The following is a 20,509-nucleotide window of genomic DNA, read 5'->3' as shown; positions in this document are numbered from 1 at the left end:
CGTCAGGGCCTGGCGGGGCCGGCCGCCTCCAGGGCCTCCGCCACCGCCTGCTCCAGTGAGCCGTCGGTGACCCAGCGGTTCTTGCCGCCGGCCAGGCACGCGACGGCACGCCCGACCCATTCCGGGTCGCCGAGGAGAGGGAGCCTTCCCTCGTCGGTGAGCCGCCGCAGCAGGGTCTCCAGCCGGAGGGCGTCCACCGCCCGGTAGGGGCGCTCGTGCTGGTCGAAGCGCAGCTGGTGGTCCTCGTACGGGTCGCGCAGGGTCATGTGGAGCCATCCCCCGTCACGGTCGGCGACCATGCCCTTCAGCGTGTACTTGCCCCGGCCGCTCGTGTTCCGGGCGTGCTTGCCCCAGGTGATCCTGATCCCGGTCATGACCCTGGGCCAGGGCACCAACTGGCCTTCGCCGCCCGGCCCGTGCTGGTGGAATCCGTCCGGGCGCAACTCCAGCCAATGGGTGCCGGGCCCGGCGGAATCCCCGATCCCCCAACACCCGTCGGCCCGTTCCAGTGGTCCCAGGGATGCGTGGTTCACCGTCATGCGGTCATTGCATCACGCGTTCGATGCGCTACGGCTCCGTGTACATCAACTCCCGCCCGGACCCCGGCATCGCGCATGGAAGCCTGTCCGCATGGATACCTTCGCGGACCGGCTCGACGGCGGGTGGAAGTGGTGGGAGGCCGCCATTGACGAAGCGCAGGACGGACGCTGGGTTCGTGATGCCGTGGAGCGGCAGGTCCTGAAGGACATTCGCGCCGCCACAAACCCTCTCCATGGTGGACGGATGGCCCCGTTCACCGAGGACTCGTGGACCGTACGCATCGGAAGGATCGCGAACTGGGCCGGGGTACTGCGGCTCGCAGCCCGGTCAGGCGGCTGGGTGCTCCGGCCCGTTGTCGGACACGCCCCGCCTGCCCCTGCCGGCATGGCCGTGCTGCTGTCCGGCATCTACGCGGTCGGCGAGCAAGGAGAAATCTGGATGCGCCAGCTCCGGACGGGTCTGGTGCCACCGGCGGACGAGATCGCGAGGGCCGAGGGCTTCCTCACCGGGCCGGGATCGGTCGAGGACCTTGAGCTCTTCTTCTACGACTGAACCGCCGCCGCTTCGTCGTCATCGCCGTGCCGCACGAGGCGGAGGCGGGGCGGAGTGCGGCCTGGTGGTGGGGGTGAGCGTGTCCGTCCGCACGGCCGGCCGCGCCACCGCTTGAGGCTGTTCGATCTTCCCGGCCGCCGTTACACGTGCTGGGAGGTGCCGGGGGAGTACGGCGGCGTCTTCCGGAGCGACTTCAAGCCGGCCTGACAGCGCGGCTGCTCGCGCATCGCCACCCAGATGAGGAGCGGCGAGGCGGGCTCTACCGCACGAGCAACAGGGAAGCGTGAAACGCGCGCCACGCGGTGCGGCTCAGCACGAGGACGGGGCCGGCGTCCTGCTTGGAGTCACGGACGGCGACGGTGCCCGGCACGTTCCGCGCCACTTCGACGCACTCCTGACCGTTGTTCCCGCCGCTGTAACTGGACTTGACGAACTCGTACGCGGGCACGCGGTCTACAGCTCCTTGAGGATTCCGTCGATGAGCGCGAGCGAGTTGCGCTGCGCGAGCGCGACTCGCGTCATGCGATCGAAGAGCCGGTCGTGGCGCTCGGCATCAGTATCGCTCTCCAGCCACAGAGTGGTCGAGGTGGTGTCCATGTGGACCACGTCGAGCGCTCCGGGTTCGGCGAAGGACACGATAGTGAACGCGCTCGTCATGCCCGGGTGCGCGCCCGCGAGGTACGGCATGACCTGGAGTCTCACGTTCGGGCGGCGGGCCATGTCCAGCAGGTGGCCGAGCTGCTCCCTCATCACCTTTCGCCCGCCGACGAGTTGGCGCAACGCACTCTCCTGTACGAGCGCCCACAGCTCCAGCGGGCGGTCGCCGGTCAGGCGGGCCTGCCGGGCCATGCGCGCCTCGACGAAGGGTTCGATCTCGTCCGGGTCGTCCCACGAACCGTTGCCCACAGCCAGGGCACGAGCGTAATCGGCGGTTTGCAGGAGGCCCGGCACAATAGCCAGTTGCCAGGTCCGCAGGCCCGTGGCGATGTCCTCCAGCGCCACGTACTCGACCATGGCCTCAAGCCCCGGGTACTGGTTCCACCAGCCGCTGGCTTTGCGGCGTTCGCGGTCGGTCTTGGCGAGCGCCAAGAGCCTGCCGACCGTGGCTTCGTCGGTCTCACCGTAGAGGTGACAAAGAGCCCTGACATCCGGATCCCGCATGGGAACAAGCCCGCGCTCGATCTTCGCGACCTTGGCGACCGACGCGGTCAGCGCCTCCGCCGCGTGCGACTGTCGCAGCGAACGCGCCTCCCGCATACGCAGCAGCTCGCCACCCAAACGACGGCCGAGCACGGTGGAGACCGTACGGCCCCGATCCGGGTTGCTACCCGCCACAGCCCACTCCCTCCCACACGGTCCGCTCAGTCTGAAGCTCCTGCGCCTCGAACACCAATTAGGGCAGAAAATTCTCTGCGCGAATCACTTGCTGCCCGCGTGAGAGCTCCACTACTTTCAGTTGCACGCAGATCACCCAGTGATACGTGGCGGAAGCGCACCCACCTGCCCGCGTGCGGGCGCGGCAATGCCACCGCCCCACCCCAGAGAGGCCCACCGTGACCGCAACCCGTGCGCTCCCCGAGGACAACCCCCCGCTCCACGAGGACCGACTCGACTACACCCCCACCGCCCGCAGCGTCACCCTCGCCCGCCGACGTGCGGCGCGGCTCGTCACCTCATGGGGGTACGGCGACCGCGCCGACGAAGCAGCCCTCCTGGTCTCCGAGTTGGCCACCAACGCGCTCATCCACGGCAGCTTGCGCGGGCGGCTCTTCCGGGTCCACCTCACCGTCACCGGCGGAGCCATCCGTATCGAGGTCAGCGACCCGCGTGGGGAACGGCTGCCCGGGATTCGCGCGGCCGAGCGCGACGAGTGCTACGGGCGCGGGCTCGTCGTCGTGGACGTCGTCGCCGACCGGTGGGGCGTCGAGCCGCGCACCGTGGGAAAGACCGTGTTCGCCGAACTCGCGCTGCGGACGGCGGAGGCACCGCGGGCCCCGCATCGGCTCGGCTCGGAGGCCGGGGCGGGCTCCGGTCAGGCGACGGGCCGGACGACGATGACCCGCCGCCCACGCGTGTGACCCGCCCGGCTGTCCGCGTGTGCCTGGGCCGCCTCCGCGAGGGTGTACGACTTCTCGACCGGGATGTGGAGCTTCCCGCGCGCGATGAGGTCCACCGCCTCCGCGAGCGCGTCCGGCACACTCCCGGCCACGCCGGAGAAGCGGACGCCGTACTCCGCCGCACCCAGATCGGCGATGGTGATCACCCTGCCCGGGTCCCCCGTCAGCCCGACGAGTTCGGGGATCACGCCCGCACCGGCCAGGTCGAGAGCCGCGTCGACCCGGCCGAACCCGCGCACCCGCTCCACCCACCCCTCCCCGTACGTCGTGGCGAGCGCGCCCAGGCCGCGCAGGTACTCCTGGTTCGCGGCGCCGCCCGTGCCGATCACCGTGATGCCCCGGTCGCGGGCGATCTGCAGCACCGCCGACCCGACTCCCCCGGACGCCCCGCTCACCAGCAGCGTCCCGCCCGGCCGTACGCCGACCTGGTCGATGACGCGCAGAGCGGTCTCCACCACGGACGGATACCCGGCCGCCTCCTCGAACGTCAGCCCCTCGGGCATCCGGGCCCACGCCGACAGCACGGCGAACTCGGCGTAGGTGTCGGCCCCTTCGCCGAACACGCGGTCGCCGACCGCCACGCCCTCGACGCCCTCCCCGACCTCGTCCACGACCCCGGCGGCGTCCAGCCCGACTCCGGACGGAAGCACGGTCGGATGGGCGCCCAGGATCTGGCCCTCCCGGACCCTCCAGTCGACGGGGTTCACGCCTGCCGCCCACACGGCGATACGTATCCGGCCGGGGCCCGCATGGGGCTCCTCGGCATCGATGAGCCGCAGGACATCGGGGCCGCCGAACTCGGCGAAGCTCACTTTCCTCATGCCGGGGACCGTATCACTAACGGTTAGCTTTTTGAAACGGTTACGGATACGTACCTGCTAGCGTGAGCGCATGACCGTGCAGTCCGGGCGCCGCGAGCGCAAGAAGGCCGCGACCCGCCAGAAGATCGCCGACACCGCCCTGCGGCTCTTCCTGGAGCGCGGTTACGACGCGGTGGGCATCCGGGACATCGCCGCCGAGGCGGACGTGGCCGTCACCACGCTCTTCTCCCACTTCGCCTCGAAAGAGGCCCTGGTGTTCGAACAGGACGCCGACTTCGAGCACCGGCTCGCGCAGGCGGTCACCGGCCGCGCACCGGACGAACCGCTCATGTCCGCGCTGCGCCGCGAGATGCACGCCATGGTGCGGCACTGCACGGCGGACGGCGCCGCCCCCATCTGGCGCATGATCGACGGGTCGCCCTCGCTGCGGGAGTACGAGGCATCGATGAAGCTGCGGCACGCGGAGTCGCTGGCGACGGCCATCGCCGCGGACCCCGGGCTGTCCCGGACCCCGACGGCCTGCCGGACGATCGCCGGATTCGTGGTCGACGCGCACGCGCTGGCCCGCGAGGCCGCCGATCCGGAGGCCGCGGTGGACGAGATCTTCGGGATGATCGAGGCGGCCTGGGAATCCACGGCCCCCTGAGGGCCCTGGCCGACGCACGGACGAGGGGCCCCGCAGCGTCACGGGACCCCTCGTCGGTGTGCCCGAGGGCACGGAACGTACGGCTCAGCCGCCCTGGCCTGCGCTGCCCATCGGGCCGACCGTCACGGGGTCGCCCGAGCCGTCCGTGACAGGGAGCGAACCCATGCCCGGCCACGTGAGGGTGACCGGCTTCGTCTCGTTCGGCGGGGTCACCACGAGCCCCTCGATCTTGACGCCGGAGCCGCCCGTCCCGTTGAGCGGGTAGGTGATGCCGAAGGCGATCGTCCTGCCGCTCTTGAGGACGTACGGGTCTGCGGGCGCGCCCTTGCGCTCGGCGGAGATCGTGCCCGCGTTGGTCTTGAGGTCGACGCCCGCGAACCCGGCGACCACGCAGTCCTGGCCGCTGGTGTTCTTCATCTCCACCGCGACGGACCCGTCCGGGTCCCCGTCGATGAAGGTGTCCTTCGCCGTGATCTCCAGCCCGCCGGTGCGGCACTTGGCGGTCGTGGCCTGCTGGTCGGCCCCGGCCCCGGCGGCGGTGTCCTTCCCGCCGCCCGAATCCGAACCGCCCGAATCCGAACCACCCGTTTCCGGCACGTCGGTGGACGGGGACGCGGTCGCGACGGACGACGGACCGGTCTGCGCCGCGTCGTCGCCGTCGTTCTGGCAGCCCGTGAGCGAGAGGCCCGCGACGACGGCCAGGGTGGCGAGGGTGATCTTGTGAGCGCGCATCGTTTCGTCCTCGGTGTCCGTTGGCAGTTCCGATCAGCAAGAACTGTCCGGGGCGGTCACCCGTTGCGCCCAACCAGTGGCTAATACACCTCTGTTACACATGCGAAGGGGCCCGCGCGAACCTCGCGCGGGCCCCTCGTGAACGCAGGCCTACGCCCAGGTGATCAGCCGCTTCGGCTGCTCCAGGATCGCGGCGATGTCCGCCAGGAACTTGGAGCCCAGCTCACCGTCGATCAGGCGGTGGTCGAACGACAGGGCCAGCGTGGTCACCTGACGGGGCTTCACCTTGCCCTTGTGGACCCACGGCTGGAGCTTGATCGCGCCGACCGCGAGGATCGCGGACTCGCCCGGGTTGATGATCGGCGTACCGGTGTCGACGCCGAAGACGCCCACGTTGGTGATGGTCACCGTGCCGCCCGCCATCGCCGCCGGGGACGTCTTGCCGTCCCGGGCCGTGGCGACCAGCTCGCCCAGGGACGCGGCCAGCTGCGGCAGCGTCTGGTCGTGGGCGTCCTTGATGTTCGGGACGATCAGGCCGCGCGGAGTGGCGGCGGCGATGCCCAGGTTCACGTAGTGCTTCTGGACGATCTCCTGGTTCGCCTCGTCCCAGACCGCGTTGACCCCGGGGTTCCGCTTGATCGCGACCAGGAGGGCCTTGGCGATGACGAGGAGCGGGTTGACCCGCACCCCCGCCATGTCCTTGTCCTCCTTCAGCTCCGCCACGAGCTTCATCGTGCGCGTCACGTCGACGGTCACGAACTCGGTGACGTGCGGAGCGGTGAACGCGCTGCCGACCATGGCCTGCGCGATGGCCTTGCGGACGCCCTTGACCGGGATACGCGTCTCACGGGCGCCCTGCTGGACAGGAGCCTCCGCTTCCGCGACCGCGACCACCGGCGGCGCGGCCGGAGCCACCGGCTCCGAAGGCGTCGCCGCCGCGTGCACGTCCTCGCGCGTGATGACACCGCCGACGCCGGTCGGGGTGACCGTCGCCAGGTCGATGCCCAGGTCCTTCGCGAGCTTGCGGACCGGCGGCTTGGCCAGCGGACGGGCCTCCGGCACCGCTGCCGTGCCCTGGCCGTTCAGCTCGGCCTGGACGGCGGCGGGGGCCGCCGCCGGGGGCGCGGTCTCGGCGCCCTTGCGGGCCCGGCGCTTCGTGGAGGACTCGGCGACGCCGTAACCCACCAGGACGGGCTGGCGGCCCTTGGGCTCCTCGGCGGGAGCGGCCTCGGGGGCCGGGGCGGCGGCGGGCTCCTCGGCAGCGGGGTCACCCGACCCCGGCGCCACGTCCACCGCGATGATCACCTGGCCCACGTCGACCGTGGTGCCCTCGGGGAAGCGCAGTTCGTGGACGACCCCGTCGAACGGGATCGGCAGCTCGACGGCGGCCTTCGCGGTCTCGACCTCGCAGACGACCTGGCCGTCCGTGACGGTGTCGCCGGGCTGTACGTACCACTTGAGGATCTCGGCCTCGGTCAGTCCCTCGCCCACGTCGGGCATCTTGAACTCACGGAAGCGAGCAGCGTTGGAAGTGTCGGTCATCGTGGTCACGCTCCTCTCTCCTCAGTACGCCAGCGAGCGGTCGACGGCGTCGAGCACCCGGTCCAGGCCCGGCAGGTACTCCTCCTCCAGCCGCGCCGGAGGGTACGGGGCGTGGTAGCCGCCGACCCGCAGCACGGGCGCCTCCAGGTGGTAGAAGCACCGCTCCGTGATGCGAGCGGCGATCTCGGCCCCGGAGCCGTAGAAGACGGGTGCCTCGTGGACGACGACCAGGCGGCGGGTCTTCTCGACGGACGCCTGGATGGTGTCGAAGTCGATCGGGGACATCGAGCGCAGGTCCACGACCTCGACCGACTTGCCCTCCTCCTGGGCGGCCGCGGCGGCCTCCAGGCAGACCTTCACCATCGGGCCGTACGCGGCGAGCGTGAGGTCCGTGCCGGTGCGCGCGACGGCCGCCGCGTGCAGGGCGCCCGGGATCGACTCGGTGTCGACCTCGCCCTTGTCCCAGTAACGCCGCTTCGGCTCGAAGAAGATGACCGGGTCGTCGCTCTGGACGGCCTGCTGCATCATCCAGTACGCGTCCGACGCGTTGGACGGGGAGACCACCTTCAGGCCCGCGACGTGCGCGAACAGCGCCTCGGGCGACTCGCTGTGGTGCTCGACCGCGCCGATGCCACCGCCGTACGGGATGCGCACGACGACGGGGAGCTTGATCTTGCCGAGCGCCCGGGCGTGCATCTTCGCGAGCTGCGTGACGATCTGGTCGTACGCGGGGAAGACGAAGCCGTCGAACTGGATCTCCACGACGGGCCGGTAGCCGCGCAGCGCGAGGCCGATCGCCGTGCCGACGATGCCGGACTCGGCGAGCGGGGTGTCGATGACGCGGTCCTCGCCGAAGTCCTTCTGGAGGCCGTCGGTGATCCGGAAGACGCCGCCGAGCTTGCCGACGTCCTCACCCATGATGAGGACCTTCGGGTCGGTGTCGAGGGCCTTGCGCAGGGACTCGTTGAGCGCCTTCGCGAGGGACATCTTTTCCACGGCCATGGTTACTTGCCCTCCTCGGCGAACGATGCCTGGTAGGCGGCGAACTCGGCGCGCTCCTCGTCGACGAGCGGGTTCCCGTCGGCGTAGACGTGGTCGAACATCGCCATCCGGTCCGGGTCGGGCATGGCCCGTACGGCCTCGCGGACGCGCTTGCCGAGCACCTCGCTCTCCTCGTCCAGGGCGGTGAAGAACGCCTCGTCGGCCGCACCCTGCTTCTCCAGGTACGCGCGCAGGCGCAGGATCGGGTCCTTCGCCTCCCAGGACGCGCGCTCCTCGTCGGCCCGGTACTTCGTCGGGTCGTCCGAGGTGGTGTGCGCGCCCATGCGGTACGTGAACGCCTCGACCAGGGTCGGGCCCTCGCCGCGCCGGGCCCGCTCCAGGGCGGAGCGCGTGACGGCCAGGCAGGCCAGGACGTCGTTGCCGTCGACGCGGACGCCGGGGAAGCCGAAGCCCTGGGCGCGCTGGTAGAGCGGCACCCGGGTCTGCTTCTCGGTGGGCTCGGAGATCGCCCACTGGTTGTTCTGGCAGAAGAAGACGACCGGGGCGTTGTAGACGGCGGAGAAGGTGAACGCCTCCGCGACGTCGCCCTGGCTGGAGGCACCGTCACCGAAGTACGCGATCACGGCCGAGTCCGCGCCGTCCTTGGCCACGCCCATGGCGTAGCCCGTGGCGTGCAGGGTCTGCGAGCCGATGACGATCGTGTAGAGGTGGAAGTTGTTGCTGTTCGGGTCCCAGCCGCCGTGGTTCACACCGCGGAACATCCCGAGCAGGTTCGTCGGGTCGACGCCCCGGCACCAGGCCACACCGTGCTCGCGGTAGGTCGGGAAGACGTAGTCGTCGTCGCGCAGGGCCCGTCCCGAACCGATCTGCGCGGCCTCCTGGCCGAGCAGCGACGCCCACAGGCCCAGTTCGCCCTGGCGCTGGAGGGCGGTGGCCTCGGCGTCGAAGCGGCGGGTGAGGACCATGTCCCGGTACAGGCCGCGCAGCTCTTCCGCGCTCAGGTCGATCGAGTAGTCCGGATGCTCGACCCGCTCGCCCTCGGGCGTCAGCAGCTGTACGAGCTCGGGCGTCGAACCCTCCGGCGTCTTCGCGGGCGTTTTCGCGGCGCTGGTCCGCTTGCTGCTGCGTCGCGGTTTACGCGCGGCAGCAGTGCTCTCCACGGTCACGTGCGTGCTCCTCCGTCGGTCCGGCCCCCGGGGTCTGCCGGGAGACCAGTGCGGCTCGCCTGTGTCCGTACCCGTGCACGGGGTGGGTGCCGCTCGGTCCGGAAAACAGGCGTGACAGGTGCCCCGGCGAGCGCCCTGTCCAAGGCACGTTACCCAGTGCGTCCCGCAACTGCGAAACCCTCCCTGACCTGCGATTTTGCTTGGATATCCAAGTAAATCGAGGAATTCGGGAAGCTTCGCTGGTCACAGCACTGATCACAGCCTCGCAGGCCGCCGGAACAACGGCACGTTATCCCGCGCGGCAGCGGCAGGGAAGGGGTGAGTGTGTGAGACTGCGATTGTGCGCGAAAAAGGAAAAATCACGGTATTCCTACTCGATGATCATGAAGTAGTCCGGCGCGGGGTCCACGAGCTGCTTTCGATGGAGGACGACATCGAGGTGGTCGGCGAGGCCGGTACGGCGGCCGACGCGCTGGTACGGATTCCGGCGGTCCGCCCCGACGTGGCCGTGCTCGACGTACGGCTGCCGGACGGCAGCGGGGTGGAGGTCTGCCGCGAGATCCGGTCGCAGGACGACTCCATCCACTGCCTGATGCTGACCTCGTACGCCGACGACGAGGCGCTGTTCGACGCGATCATGGCGGGCGCCTCGGGCTATGTCCTCAAGGCGATCCGGGGGAACGAGCTGCTGACGGCGGTACGCGACGTGGCGGAGGGGAAGTCGCTGCTGGACCCGGTCGCGACCGCGCGTGTACTGGAGCGGCTCCGGGACGGGAAGCGCGGGCGGGACGACGAGAAGCTGGCGAACCTCACGGACCAGGAACGCAAGATCCTGGACCTGATCGGCGAGGGGCTGACCAACCGGGTGATCGGCGAGCGCCTGCACCTCGCGGAGAAGACGATCAAGAACTACGTGTCCAGCCTGCTGTCCAAGCTGGGCATGGAGCGCCGCTCGCAGGCCGCCGCCTACGTGGCACGGCTCCAGGCGGAGAAGCGCTGAGCCCCCAGGGACTTTGGTCCCGGCGAAACGGGGGCCCCGGCCTCTTATCCGGTCCACATGCCCTGGCCGACAGTGGAGGCATGTCCACCGAGGAACTCCACGCGATCGACCTGCTCGGCCGGGTCCCCTACGGCCGGCTGGCGACCAGCATGCGGGCCCTCCCGATGCTGACGGTGGCCCGGCACATCGTCATCGACGGGCGCGTCGTGCTGCGCATGCACAGCGGGCTCGGCCACCACGGCGCCTGCGACGGCGCGGTCGTGGCCTACGGCGCGGACAACTTCAACACCGCCCCGGTCGGCACCGAGGACCTGTGGTCCGTGCAGTTCACCGGGCCCGCGCGGGTCGTGGAGCCGACCCCCGCCCAGCGCGAACGCTTCGGGCCGCCGCCCGTCGAGGTCAACGGCGAGCCGTTCGCCCCCTCGTACCTCTGGCTCGAACCTCACTTCGTCACGGTGCACACTCTGGACTTCCACGCAAGCCGGCAGATCCGCAACGCAGCGTGATCTAACATCTGACGCGTGTCGCGCTCATCTGTCGCCTCCCCACCGGTTCCTCCGGTCGGCGAGGTGCTTCGCCGTTACCCGGACGCCGGTACGCCGCTCACCTGCACCCCGCTCACGCAGGGCCTGCTCAACCACGGTTACCGGGTGTCCACCACGCGCGGCTCGTACTTCCTCAAGCACCACTCGGACGACACCACCCGCGACCGCGCCACCATCGTCCGCCAGCACCGCGCGACCCGCCGCCTCCAGTCACTCGGAGTGCCCGTCGCCCCGCCCGTCCGGGCCCGCGACGGCGAGACCGTCACCGAGATCGCCGGCCGCTGCTACGCGCTCCACCCCTGGGTCGACGGGCTGCACCGGGGCGGCGCTCAGCTCACCCTCGCCCAGTCGACGCGTCTCGGGACGCTCCTCGGAGCCGTACACACGGGTCTTGAGCGGGTCATGGGGGCCGAGCGTGACACGGAGGCCGGTGGCGTCCACCCGCCCGGTTACGCGAGCCCCGAGGCGGCCGACACCTTCGCGCTGATCGGCGATCTGCTCGCCGCCGCGCGCGGACGCGCCCGCCGGGACGCCTTCGACGAGCTCGCCGAGCACCGGCTGCGCGAGCGGCGGACCCTGCTGGAACGGTACGCCGACCGCCGGCCGCCCGATCCCGGAGCACCCGCGACCGGCTGGGTGCACGGCGACTTCCACCCACTGAACGTGCTCTACCGGGGCGCCGACCCGGTCGCGATCCTGGACTGGGACCGGCTGGCCGTCCAGCCCCGGGCGGAGGAGGCGGTGCGGGCGGCGGCGATCTTCTTCGTGCAGCCGGCCGGGGCACTGGACCTGGCGAAGGTACGCGCCTACGCCCGGGCCTACCGGCGGGCGGCCGGGGCGGACCCGGCCGAGCTGGCGGCGGCGGTGCACCGGGTCTGGTGGGAGCGGCTCAACGACTTCTGGATACTGCGCTGGCGCTACTGCCTGAACGACCGGAGGGCCGACCCGCAGTTCCCCGCGGTGTCGGCCCTGGCGGTCTGGTGGACCCGTGAGTACGAGGCGGTGCGCGCGGCCTTCACGGGGTGAGCGGGGTCAGTTGCCCGTGGCCGAGCCCGCCGCTCCCGTGGTCGTACCGGCGGAGGCGCCTTCGGCGACGCCGCCCGGGGCGCCCTCCGAACCCTCGGCCGCGCCATCGCTCGTGCCGGTGCTGCCGCCGTCGCCGGTCCCCGTGCTGCCGCCGTCGCCGGTGCCGGTGCTGCCGCCGTCGGTGGTCGTGCCGGTGTCGCCGGTGTCCCCCGTACCGCCGTTGCCGGAACCGCTGCTGCTGGTCCCGCCGGAGCTGTCGTCACCGCCGTCCGCTCCGCCGTTGTCCGTGCCGCCCGTGCCCGGCTGGGGCGAGGTGGCGGACGGGGACTCGGCGGTCTCGCTCGGGGTGGGCGACGGCGACCAGGTGTCGTCGCCCCAGCCGCCGCCGGTGCCGTCGCCCGGCTGCTGGGTGTCGTCCTCGGTGGCATCCGGGGTCGGGGAGGGGGAATCCTCCGTGGGCGTCGGCGCGCTGGAGGTCTTCGTGGGCTGCTTCTCGTGCTTCTGGCCGCTGCCGTTCGCCGCGTTCAGCGCGATGGCCACGCCCGCGCCGATCGCGATCAGGGCGAGCACGACGAACAGCCACAGCTTGCCGCGGCCGCCGCCGCCCTGCCGGGTGCTGCCGCCGTCGTAGCCCCCGTCGTCCGGGTTCATCGGCGGCAGGATCGGCGCCTGCGAGGTGTCGCCGTGCTGCGGGTAGCCGCCCATGGCGCGGGTGGCACCGGTCATGCCGCCGGGCGGGGTGCCCGCGCCCTCGTTCAGGATGACCGGGCCGGTGTTCCACGTGCCGGTGTGGCCGCCCTGCACCTGGAGCATCTGCAGGCCGTACTGGACCAGGCCGCGCATCTCCTCGGCGCTCTGGAAGCGGTCGTCCGGGTCCTTCGCCAGCGAGCGCATGACGAGCCCGTCCAGCTCCGGCGGCACCGAGTCCAGGATGTTCGACGGCGGGACCGGGGTGTCCTGCACGTGCTGGTACACCACGGACAGCGGCGTCTCGCCCGTGAACGGAGGCCGCAGCGCCAGCAGTTCGTACAGCAGGCAGCCGGTGGCGTACAGGTCGGAGCGGTGGTCGACGGCCTTGCCGAGCGCCTGCTCGGGGGAGAGGTACTGCGGCGTGCCCATGACCATGCCGGTCTGCGTCATCGTGGACTGCGCGCCGTGCAGCGCGCGGGCGATGCCGAAGTCCATCACCTTGACCGCGCCGGAGTTCGTGATGATCACGTTGGCGGGCTTGATGTCGCGGTGCACGATGCCGTGCTGGTGCGAGTAGGCCAGCGCCTCCAGGACCCCCGAGACGATGATCAGCGCCTGCTCCGGAGGCGGGGCCTCGGCGCTGATCAGCAGGTCCCGGATGGTGCGGCCCTCGACCAGCTCCATCACGATGTACGGGACGGTCTGGCCGGCGACGGTGTCCTCGCCGGAGTCGTACACGGCGACGACCGCGTGGTGGTTGAGCCCGGCGACCGACTGCGCCTCGCGCGTGAAGCGGGCCTTGGAGACCGGGTCCTCGGCGAGGTCGGAGCGCAGCAGCTTCACGGCGACCGTGCGCCCGAGCCGGACGTCCTCCGCCGCGAACACCTCCGCCATGCCGCCCCGGCCGAGCCGGTGGGTCAGCCGGTACCGTCCGTCGCCGACGACCCCGCCGATGCCCCAGGAATCGGTGCCATCCGGAACGCCGCCGCCGTTTGCTTCGGGTTCGGGTGCCATCAGTCCTCGCCGTCGTATCTGTCCGCGTCCGTCCGCGCATCCGCGCGCCCGCGGGGTCTCACGGTGCCTTGCTGCGTCGCCGGCAGCGCTGCCGGCCGCATTGCCCCGTCACGCTACAGCCTCGGTAGGACAGGCCGATTCGGCGCCGGACCGGCCATCCAATCGGCTGGCGCGCCGCCGACGCAAATTCCATGCTGATCCTGTAACGCTTCCGAGACGCTTCAGGCGCGTACGGTCACGGAACGGGCACCCGGCTTGACGTGTCGGACCCCTACGGCAGACTTGGCCAGTAATTACGGATGATCGCGTGAGTCGCGCGCCGAGTTCCCGGGAGTCGCGCGCCGAGGGGGAAGCAAGTCATGAGCCACGACGGCGGACACGGTTCGCAGGGTCGTTACGCGGGCGGGTCCGTCGCCGGCGGCCGCTACCAGCTGCGCGACCTGCTCGGCGAGGGCGGGATGGCGTCCGTATACCTGGCGTACGACTCCGCCCTCGACCGGCAGGTCGCGATCAAGACACTCCACACCGAGCTGGGCCGCGAGCAGTCGTTCCGTGAGCGCTTCCGCCGCGAGGCCCAGGCCGTCGCCAAGCTCCAGCACACCAACATCGTCTCGGTGTTCGACACGGGCGAGGACGAGCTCGGCGGCGCGCTGATGCCGTACATCGTCATGGAGTACGTCGAGGGGCAGCCGCTCGGCTCCGTGCTCGCGGCCGACATCCGCGCCCAGGGCGCCATGCCCGCCGACAAGGCGCTCAAGGTGACCTCGGACGTGCTGGCCGCGCTCGACACCAGCCACGAGATGGGCCTGGTGCACCGCGACATCAAGCCGGGCAACGTCATGGTGACCAAGCGCGGTGTCGTGAAGGTCATGGACTTCGGCATCGCCCGCGCCATGCAGTCGGGCGTGACGTCGATGACGCAGACCGGCATGGTCGTCGGCACCCCGCAGTACCTCTCCCCCGAGCAGGCCCTCGGCCGCGGCGTCGACGCGCGCTCCGACCTGTACTCGGTCGGCATCATGCTCTTCCAGCTGCTGACCGGGCGTCTCCCCTTCGACGCGGATTCCCCGCTCGCCATCGCGTACGCGCATGTGCAGGAGGAGCCGGTCGCCCCGTCCACGATCAACCGCTCGCTGACGCCCGCGATGGACGCACTCGTCGCCCGCGCGCTCAAGAAGAACCCGAACGAGCGCTTCCCGAGCGCGGCGGCCATGCAGGACGAGATCGCCCGCGTGCTGAGCGCGAGCGGCCAGACCGGCGCGCCGATGATCGTCGGTGACGGCGGCGCCCCGGCCAACAGCGGGTCCGGCGTCGGCTCGGCGGTCTTCCCGCCCGTCGACCAGTCCGCCCCGGCCCCGCACAGCGTCCAGACGCCCTACCAGCCGGGTCCGTACCAGCCCCAGCCCGGCCCGTACGGCCCGGCGACGCCGGCCCCCGCCACGAACCCGTCGTACGGCTACCCGCAGACGGCCGCCCCGGCCTACCAGAGCCCGGCACCGATCCAGCACCAGACGCCCGCGCCGTACACCATGTCCCCGCAGACGACGACGTCCCCGGCCTCGGGCGGCGGCTCCAAGCGGAACATGCCCGTGATCATCGGCTCGATCGTCGTCGCGCTGGTCGCGATCGGCGGCCTGATCACCGTCATCGCGCTGAACGGCGACGACAAGGGCGGCGCGGACGCGAAGGCCACCGAGTCCCCGTCCGGCGAGCACCGGGATCCGGAGCGGAACCGGACGATGGAGACCGAGAAGTGCACGGACGCGTCGGAGGACACCGACGACCCGCAGAAGGTCGACGCCCCGAGCTTCATGTACAAGGACCTCCTCTCGGTGCGCGCCTGCGCGGACGCGGCGGGCTGGACGCTCAAGGTCAAGAAGGTCCCGGGCAACGCGTACGCGGAGGACCAGGTCATCAACCAGTTCCCGTCGCCCGGGGCCGCGGTGTCGGAGACCGGCGCCCACTTCGAGCTGGAGGTCGCCACGGGCGACCCGGCGTAGTCCGCGGCTGGACGGCCGCTTGATGCGCGGCTGGGCGGCTGCTTGATGAGCGCCTGGGCGGCCGCTTGATGCGCGGCTGGGCAGCCGCCATCCGTACGCCTCACCCGGGATGCCGGTCGGGCCGTCCCGTGTGACGGTGACCGCATGGCTTCGGGACGGTTCCACGCGCGCTGCTCGCGGGGCGTGGTCTGCCTGACGCTGACGGGGGCCGCGACCCTGGGGGCTGCGGCCGCGGACGCCTCGGGGGCGGCCTCGCCGTCCTCCTCACCGGTGAGCCGGTCCCTTTCTCCTTCTCCTTCTCCCTCGCCGAGCGCGTCCCGTTCCGTGGAGGCGCAGTCGCCGCTCGCCGGGTGGCCCGCCGGAGCGGGGCGGCAGCGGCCCGGGCGCTCGGCCGCCGAGGTGGCGCGGCAGGACGCGCTGGAGGACCGGGAGCCCCGGCCCTCGCCCTACGCATCCGCCGCCGTGCCGGTCTTCACCCCCGACCCGGCCGACTTCCGCGATCCTCCGCCCGGAGGCCGGCAGGCGTTGAGCGGGGCCACCGTTCGGCGGGTGCAGCAGCTGTCGCTCGGCGCGGGAATCGGCCTGGTCGGGCTGGGTCTCGGCTTCCTCGCACTGCGGATGCGCCGGGCCCACTGACCGTACGGCCCTCCTCCGAACCGCCGCTCCGAAGACTTGCGGTGATCAACATACTCGGTATACATACTCAGTATGTCGATCCGTCACGGGCTCCTCGCCCTCCTGGAGCGGGGGCCGCGTTACGGCTCCCAGCTCCGCACCGAATTCGAGTCGCGCACCGGCTCCACCTGGCCGCTCAACGTCGGGCAGGTGTACACGACGCTGAGCAGGCTGGAGCGCGACGGCCTCGTCGTCCAGGACGGCGAGGACGACCAGGGCCACGCCCTCTACTCGATCAGCGACACCGGGCGCACCGAGCTGCGCGCCTGGTTCGAGACGCCGGTCGACCGCAGCAACCCGCCCCGTGACGAGCTGGCCATCAAGCTGGCCATGGCGGTCGGGGCGCCCGGCGTCGACATCAAGGCCGTCATCCAGGCCCAGCGCCACCACACGGTGAAGGCCATGCAGGACTACACCCGCCTCAAGGCGCGGTCCCTGGCCCAGGCCCCCGCCAATCGCGACGAGGTGGCGTGGCTGCTCGTCGTGGAGCAGCTGATCTTCCAGGCCGAGGCCGAGGCGCGCTGGCTGGACCACTGCGAGGCCCGGCTGACCCGCCTCGCCGAGGCCGCTGCGACGGAGCCGGAGGAGGGCCCGTCCCCGGGCCCGGCCGCCCGTTCCGCCGCCCGGCCGTCCGCCCGGTCCCGCACGCGCCGCTGAGTCCGGCGCCCTCTACATCCGCCCGTTCCCGCACGCGCCGCTGAGTCCGGCGCCCTCTACATCCGCCCGTTCCGAGAGGGAACCATGTCCCTGCACGTCCCGTCTCCGTCCGCCCCGCCCCTGCCGGTGGACGCACCGGTGCTCGAACTCCGCTCACTCACCCGCACCCACGGCACCGGCATCGCCGAGGTGCAGGCGCTGCGCGGCATCAGCCTGTCGGTGCACGCCGGTGAGCTCATCGCCGTCATGGGCCCGTCCGGCTCCGGCAAGTCCACCCTGCTCACCCTCGCCGGCGGCCTCGACACCGCGAGCGGCGGCCAGGTGATCATCGAGGGCCAGGACATCTCCACGCTCGGCCGCAAGGGCCTCGCCGCCCTGCGCCGCCGCAGCGTCGGCTACGTCTTCCAGGACTACAACCTGATCCCCGCCCTGACCGCCGCCGAGAACATCGCCCTGCCCCGCGAGCTCGACGGCGTCTCGGTCCGCAAGGCCCGCAAGGAGGCCCGGGCCGCGCTGGAGGAGATGAACCTCCTGGAGATCGCGGACCGCTTCCCGGACGAGATGTCCGGCGGCCAGCAGCAGCGCGTCGCCATCGCCCGCGCGCTGGTGGGCGACCGGCGCCTGGTCCTCGCCGACGAGCCGACCGGGGCGCTCGACTCCGAAACCGGCGAGGCCGTCCTCGCGCTCCTGCGCAACCGCTGCGACCAGGGGGCAGCCGGGGTGATGGTCACGCACGAACCGCGGTACGCGGCGTGGGCGGACCGGGTCGTCTTCCTGCGGGACGGTTCGATCGTGGACCAGACGCTGACGGCCGGGGCCGAATCGCTGCTGGCCGCCGGGGGAGCCGAGTGAGCGTCTTCACGGGGTGGCGCGCCGCCCTCCGGATAGCCCGCCGGGACGCCCTGCGGGCCAAGGGCCGCAGCGCCCTGGTGGTCGCGATGATCGCGCTGCCGGTCCTCGGGGTGACGGCCGCCGACATCACGTACCGCAGTGCGGATCTGAGCCCGGCCGAGAAACTGACGGCGGAGATCGGCTCGGCCGACGCGCTGTACAGCGACGTCGGCCTGGGGCCGATCCAGCAGATGCCCGACGGCGACATGTACGACAGGGCGAGCCAGAAGGAGCCCTTCGAGGAGCCGGAGCCGATCGACATGCGCTCCGTGCTCCCGAAGGGCGTACGGGCGGTCAGCGAGCAGTCCGTGTCCGCGACCGTCACCACCTCGTACGGCATCGCGAGCACCGAGATCATCGAGCTCAGGACCTCGGACCGGATGGCCCGGGGGCGGATCGACCTCGTCCGGGGCGCGTTCCCGCGCGCCACGGGCGACCTGGTGGCCACCGAGGCGTTCCTGAAGTCGACGGGGCTGCGTGTGGGCTCCGGCGTCGAGGTGACGACGTCCGGCAAGAAGTACACGATCACCGGCGCGGTCGAACTGCCCGCCGACCTGTCGGCGAAGCAGCTGTACGCGGAACCGGGAGCGGTGATCGCCCCCTGGGCGGCCCTGGCCGAGCGCGACAAGAAGGTGCCGACGCCCCAGCCGGGCGAGAAGCGGTGGCTGGTCGAGGGGGCCGGGGGAGCCGGGATCGTCTGGAAGGACGTGCTGGCCGCCAACAAGGCCGGTGCTCTCGTCACCTCCCGGCAGGTCTTCGAGAACCCGCCGCCCGACTCCGAGATCCCGCTGCTCCGGTCGAACCCGCAGTACGCCATCGACCGCAGCTACGTCTCCGACGACACCAGCGCCGCCCTGATCACCGTCGTCGCGATGGCGCTCCTGGAGGTCGTGCTGCTGGCCGGGCCCGCGTTCGCCGTCGGCGCCCGCCGCTCCCGGCGCCAGCTGGGCCTGCTCGGCACGTGCGGCGGCGACCGGAGCCAGGTCCGCGCCGTGGTCCTCGGGGGCGGTCTCGTCCTCGGCGGTGTCGGCGCGGTCGCCGGTGTCGTGACCGGCCTGCTGCTGACGGTGGTGTTCCGGCCGATGATCGAGGACTGGGCCGGTCACCGCTTCGGCTCCCTGGCGCTGCACCCCGCCGAGCTCGCGGCCATCGCCGTGCTCGGCCTGGTCACCGGCCTGCTGGCGGCGTTCGCCCCGGCGATCGTGGCCGGACGGCAGTCCGTGCTGGAGTCGCTGACCGGCCGTCGCGGGGTGCGCCGCAGCTCCCGGGTGCTGCCGGTCACGGGAGCCTGCGTGCTCGCGCTCGGTGTGCTCGTCGCCGTGTACGGGGGCACCGGCGGCAACTCCACGCTGGTCGCCGGCGGCTCGGTCGTCGCCGAGCTGGGCCTGCTGGCCTGCATCCCGGTGATCGTCGGGCTGCTGGGCCGGCTGGGGCGCAGGTTTCCGCTCTCGCCCCGGATGGCGCTGCGGGACGCGGCCCGCAACCGGGGGCGCACCGCTCCGGCGGTGGCCGCCGTCATGGCCGCGGTCGCGGGCTCCGTCGCCATCGCGACGTACATGTCCAGCACTCTCGCCGAGTCCGACTACGCCTACATGCCGATGCTGAGCAAGGGCACGATCGCCCTGACGGCCGGCGACGCCGAAGCGGCAGAGCGGCTTCCGGCGGCCCGCGCCGCCGTCGAGCACGACATGGCGGTGACCGGCGGTCGGGCCGACATCTCCCGGGTCTGGGCGGGCAGCGACTGCAGCGTCTACTACGAGGACGAGAACTCCTGCGGCTCCGTCTCCCTGGTCAAGCCGACCGGCAAGGGCCACACCTGCCCACTCGACACCAAGGGTGCCAAGGAGCTGGCCGCGCGGCTCTCCGCCGACGAGCACCGCGCGATGATGCGGACCCCCGCCTGCGTGGACGTGCACAACTCCACCGGTACCTTCAGCTACGACTCCGACAACATCGTCATCGGTGACGGGACGCTGCTCTCCACGTACGTGAAGCTCGACGACCCGGCGGCGGCCGCCGCGCTGAAGGCCGGCACCCCCGTCCTGCTCAACGAGGCGTACGCGGAGAACAGCGAGGTCACCCTCAAGGCCGTGCACACGTACAACGCCAAGGACACGAAGAACCGCAAGCTGCACCCCGGGCCCGCCCGGAAGACGACGGACCGGCTGAAGGTGTACGTCGCGAAGGCCGAGTACGCCACGACGCCCGGCATCCGCATGATCCTTCCGCAGCGGACCGCCGAACGCCTCGGCCTGCACACGCAGCCGCTCGGCAGTGTGTACACCGTCGGCCACGAGCCCACGGACGCGGAGAGCCAGCGGGTCAGCGCGGCCATCGACCAGGCCGGGGGCGGTCTCTGGGTGCAGAGCAATTCCGGGCCCAACGACCGGGGCAGCACCATCCTGCTGATCCTCACGCTGTTCGCCGGGGTGGTGACGGTGGGCGCCGCGGCGATCACGACCGGCCTGGCCAAGGCGGACGCGGAGGCCGACCTCACCACGCTCAGCGCGGTCGGCGCGCCCCCGCGCGTACGGCGGTCGCTCTCCGGATTCCAGTGCCTGGTGGTGGCGCTGACCGGGGTACTGCTCGGGACGGTGGCGGGTCTGGTGCCCGCGGTGGCGCTCCGGCTGGTCGATCTGCGCGAGGCGATGGACTACATGCGGGAGGACCCCATGGAGTCCGCGTACACGCCGATCGTGCTGCCCTGGGCGACCCTCGGCCTGCTGGCCGTGGCGGTCCCGCTGCTGGCGGGCGGCCTCGCGGCGGTCTTCACCCGCTCGCGGGTGGCCCTGGCGAGGCGGGCCGGCTGAGCGGCTGAGCCGTTCGGTGCCCCCGGGCGCGGTGGATCAACCGTTTCCGGGGGCACCACAGTGTTGAACACCCTGTGTGCGAG

At 71.8% G+C, this 20,509-nt stretch carries 20 protein-coding genes; 11 read left to right on the top strand and 9 right to left on the bottom strand.

Annotated features, from left to right (window positions below; all coding sequences use genetic code 11):
- Nucleotides 1–2: 2 nt before the first annotated feature.
- Nucleotides 3–539 (bottom strand): hypothetical protein, encoded by a 537-nt coding sequence (locus ACZ6C6_RS18820; RefSeq protein WP_469204104.1) that lies wholly within the window; start codon nucleotides 537–539, stop codon nucleotides 3–5.
- A gap of 91 nt (nucleotides 540–630) precedes the next feature.
- On the opposite strand from ACZ6C6_RS18820, the gene ACZ6C6_RS18815 reads away from it, so the two are divergent.
- On the top strand, nucleotides 631–1,092 hold the full coding sequence (locus tag ACZ6C6_RS18815) for a hypothetical protein (RefSeq protein WP_469204102.1): 462 nt from the start codon (nucleotides 631–633) through the stop codon (nucleotides 1,090–1,092).
- Nucleotides 1,093–1,351: 259 nt separating this feature from the next.
- Here ACZ6C6_RS18815 and ACZ6C6_RS18810 read toward each other — a convergent pair whose 3' ends face one another.
- Both ACZ6C6_RS18810 and ACZ6C6_RS18805 read right to left on the bottom strand, forming a co-directional pair.
- The gene (locus tag ACZ6C6_RS18810) at nucleotides 1,352–1,540 is read right to left on the bottom strand and encodes a DUF397 domain-containing protein (protein ID WP_469204101.1); all 189 of its coding nucleotides are present in this window, start codon (nucleotides 1,538–1,540) and stop codon (nucleotides 1,352–1,354) included.
- A gap of 5 nt (nucleotides 1,541–1,545) precedes the next feature.
- The gene (locus ACZ6C6_RS18805; RefSeq protein ID WP_469204099.1) at nucleotides 1,546–2,427 is read right to left on the bottom strand and encodes a helix-turn-helix domain-containing protein; all 882 of its coding nucleotides are present in this window, start codon (nucleotides 2,425–2,427) and stop codon (nucleotides 1,546–1,548) included.
- 218 nt (nucleotides 2,428–2,645) lie between these two features.
- Here ACZ6C6_RS18805 and ACZ6C6_RS18800 point away from each other — a divergent pair, with 218 nt between their 5' ends.
- Nucleotides 2,646–3,170, top strand: coding sequence for an ATP-binding protein (locus ACZ6C6_RS18800; RefSeq protein ID WP_469204097.1), 525 nt, complete (start codon nucleotides 2,646–2,648; stop codon nucleotides 3,168–3,170).
- Here the strand turns inward: ACZ6C6_RS18800 and ACZ6C6_RS18795 are convergent.
- Nucleotides 3,125–4,030: an NADP-dependent oxidoreductase gene (locus ACZ6C6_RS18795; protein ID WP_469204095.1), complete on the bottom strand. Its 906-nt coding sequence runs from the start codon at nucleotides 4,028–4,030 to the stop codon at nucleotides 3,125–3,127. The genes ACZ6C6_RS18800 and ACZ6C6_RS18795 overlap by 46 nt on opposite strands.
- A 70-nt stretch (nucleotides 4,031–4,100) precedes the next feature.
- On the opposite strand from ACZ6C6_RS18795, the gene ACZ6C6_RS18790 reads away from it, so the two are divergent.
- Nucleotides 4,101–4,676, top strand: a complete 576-nt coding sequence (locus ACZ6C6_RS18790) for a TetR/AcrR family transcriptional regulator (protein ID WP_469204093.1) — start codon at nucleotides 4,101–4,103, stop codon at nucleotides 4,674–4,676.
- A gap of 84 nt (nucleotides 4,677–4,760) precedes the next feature.
- On the opposite strand, the gene ACZ6C6_RS18785 is transcribed toward ACZ6C6_RS18790, so the two are convergent.
- The 4 genes from ACZ6C6_RS18785 to pdhA form a co-directional block, all read right to left on the bottom strand.
- Entirely contained in the window at nucleotides 4,761–5,408 is a 648-nt protein-coding gene (locus ACZ6C6_RS18785) for a DUF4232 domain-containing protein (RefSeq protein WP_469204091.1), read from the bottom strand.
- A 150-nt stretch (nucleotides 5,409–5,558) separates the two neighbouring features.
- Nucleotides 5,559–6,959: a dihydrolipoamide acetyltransferase family protein gene (locus tag ACZ6C6_RS18780; RefSeq protein WP_469204089.1), complete on the bottom strand. Its 1,401-nt coding sequence runs from the start codon at nucleotides 6,957–6,959 to the stop codon at nucleotides 5,559–5,561.
- Between the two features lie 12 nt (nucleotides 6,960–6,971).
- The gene (locus ACZ6C6_RS18775) at nucleotides 6,972–7,952 is read right to left on the bottom strand and encodes an alpha-ketoacid dehydrogenase subunit beta (RefSeq protein ID WP_018101959.1); all 981 of its coding nucleotides are present in this window, start codon (nucleotides 7,950–7,952) and stop codon (nucleotides 6,972–6,974) included.
- Nucleotides 7,953–7,954: 2 nt separating this feature from the next.
- A complete protein-coding gene (gene pdhA / locus ACZ6C6_RS18770; protein WP_469204087.1) occupies nucleotides 7,955–9,118 on the bottom strand; it encodes a pyruvate dehydrogenase (acetyl-transferring) E1 component subunit alpha in 1,164 nt (387 codons plus the stop codon).
- Between the two features lie 340 nt (nucleotides 9,119–9,458).
- Here pdhA and ACZ6C6_RS18765 point away from each other — a divergent pair, with 340 nt between their 5' ends.
- The 3 genes from ACZ6C6_RS18765 to ACZ6C6_RS18755 all read left to right on the top strand — a co-directional run bounded on the left by ACZ6C6_RS18765 (nucleotide 9,459) and on the right by ACZ6C6_RS18755 (nucleotide 11,689).
- On the top strand, nucleotides 9,459–10,118 hold the full coding sequence (locus tag ACZ6C6_RS18765; protein ID WP_450823968.1) for a response regulator: 660 nt from the start codon (nucleotides 9,459–9,461) through the stop codon (nucleotides 10,116–10,118).
- Nucleotides 10,119–10,198: 80 nt separating this feature from the next.
- Nucleotides 10,199–10,624, top strand: coding sequence for a pyridoxamine 5'-phosphate oxidase family protein (locus ACZ6C6_RS18760; RefSeq protein WP_391264968.1), 426 nt, complete (start codon nucleotides 10,199–10,201; stop codon nucleotides 10,622–10,624).
- Between the two features lie 63 nt (nucleotides 10,625–10,687).
- Nucleotides 10,688–11,689, top strand: a complete 1,002-nt coding sequence (locus ACZ6C6_RS18755) for a phosphotransferase (RefSeq protein ID WP_469204688.1) — start codon at nucleotides 10,688–10,690, stop codon at nucleotides 11,687–11,689.
- A gap of 6 nt (nucleotides 11,690–11,695) precedes the next feature.
- On the opposite strand, the gene ACZ6C6_RS18750 is transcribed toward ACZ6C6_RS18755, so the two are convergent.
- Nucleotides 11,696–13,393 (bottom strand): protein kinase domain-containing protein, encoded by a 1,698-nt coding sequence (locus ACZ6C6_RS18750; RefSeq protein ID WP_469204085.1) that lies wholly within the window; start codon nucleotides 13,391–13,393, stop codon nucleotides 11,696–11,698.
- A 359-nt stretch (nucleotides 13,394–13,752) separates the two neighbouring features.
- Here ACZ6C6_RS18750 and ACZ6C6_RS18745 point away from each other — a divergent pair, with 359 nt between their 5' ends.
- The 5 genes from ACZ6C6_RS18745 (at nucleotide 13,753) to ACZ6C6_RS18725 (ending at nucleotide 20,426) form a co-directional block, all read left to right on the top strand.
- Nucleotides 13,753–15,393: a protein kinase domain-containing protein gene (locus ACZ6C6_RS18745; protein ID WP_469204083.1), complete on the top strand. Its 1,641-nt coding sequence runs from the start codon at nucleotides 13,753–13,755 to the stop codon at nucleotides 15,391–15,393.
- Between the two features lie 144 nt (nucleotides 15,394–15,537).
- The gene (locus tag ACZ6C6_RS18740) at nucleotides 15,538–16,029 is read left to right on the top strand and encodes a hypothetical protein (protein ID WP_469204081.1); all 492 of its coding nucleotides are present in this window, start codon (nucleotides 15,538–15,540) and stop codon (nucleotides 16,027–16,029) included.
- A 72-nt stretch (nucleotides 16,030–16,101) separates the two neighbouring features.
- Nucleotides 16,102–16,725, top strand: coding sequence for a PadR family transcriptional regulator (locus ACZ6C6_RS18735; RefSeq protein ID WP_469204079.1), 624 nt, complete (start codon nucleotides 16,102–16,104; stop codon nucleotides 16,723–16,725).
- An 84-nt stretch (nucleotides 16,726–16,809) separates the two neighbouring features.
- Nucleotides 16,810–17,577: an ABC transporter ATP-binding protein gene (locus tag ACZ6C6_RS18730; protein ID WP_469204077.1), complete on the top strand. Its 768-nt coding sequence runs from the start codon at nucleotides 16,810–16,812 to the stop codon at nucleotides 17,575–17,577.
- Entirely contained in the window at nucleotides 17,574–20,426 is a 2,853-nt protein-coding gene (locus ACZ6C6_RS18725) for an FtsX-like permease family protein (protein ID WP_469204075.1), read from the top strand. The genes ACZ6C6_RS18730 and ACZ6C6_RS18725 overlap by 4 nt, the downstream gene beginning before the upstream one ends.
- Nucleotides 20,427–20,509 lie beyond the last annotated feature (83 nt).

The sequence above is a fragment of the Streptomyces sp. NPDC041814 genome, from assembly GCF_055590565.1.
Note: the sequence above shows the minus strand (reverse complement) of the source record. Positions and strands in the feature narration are given on the sequence as shown.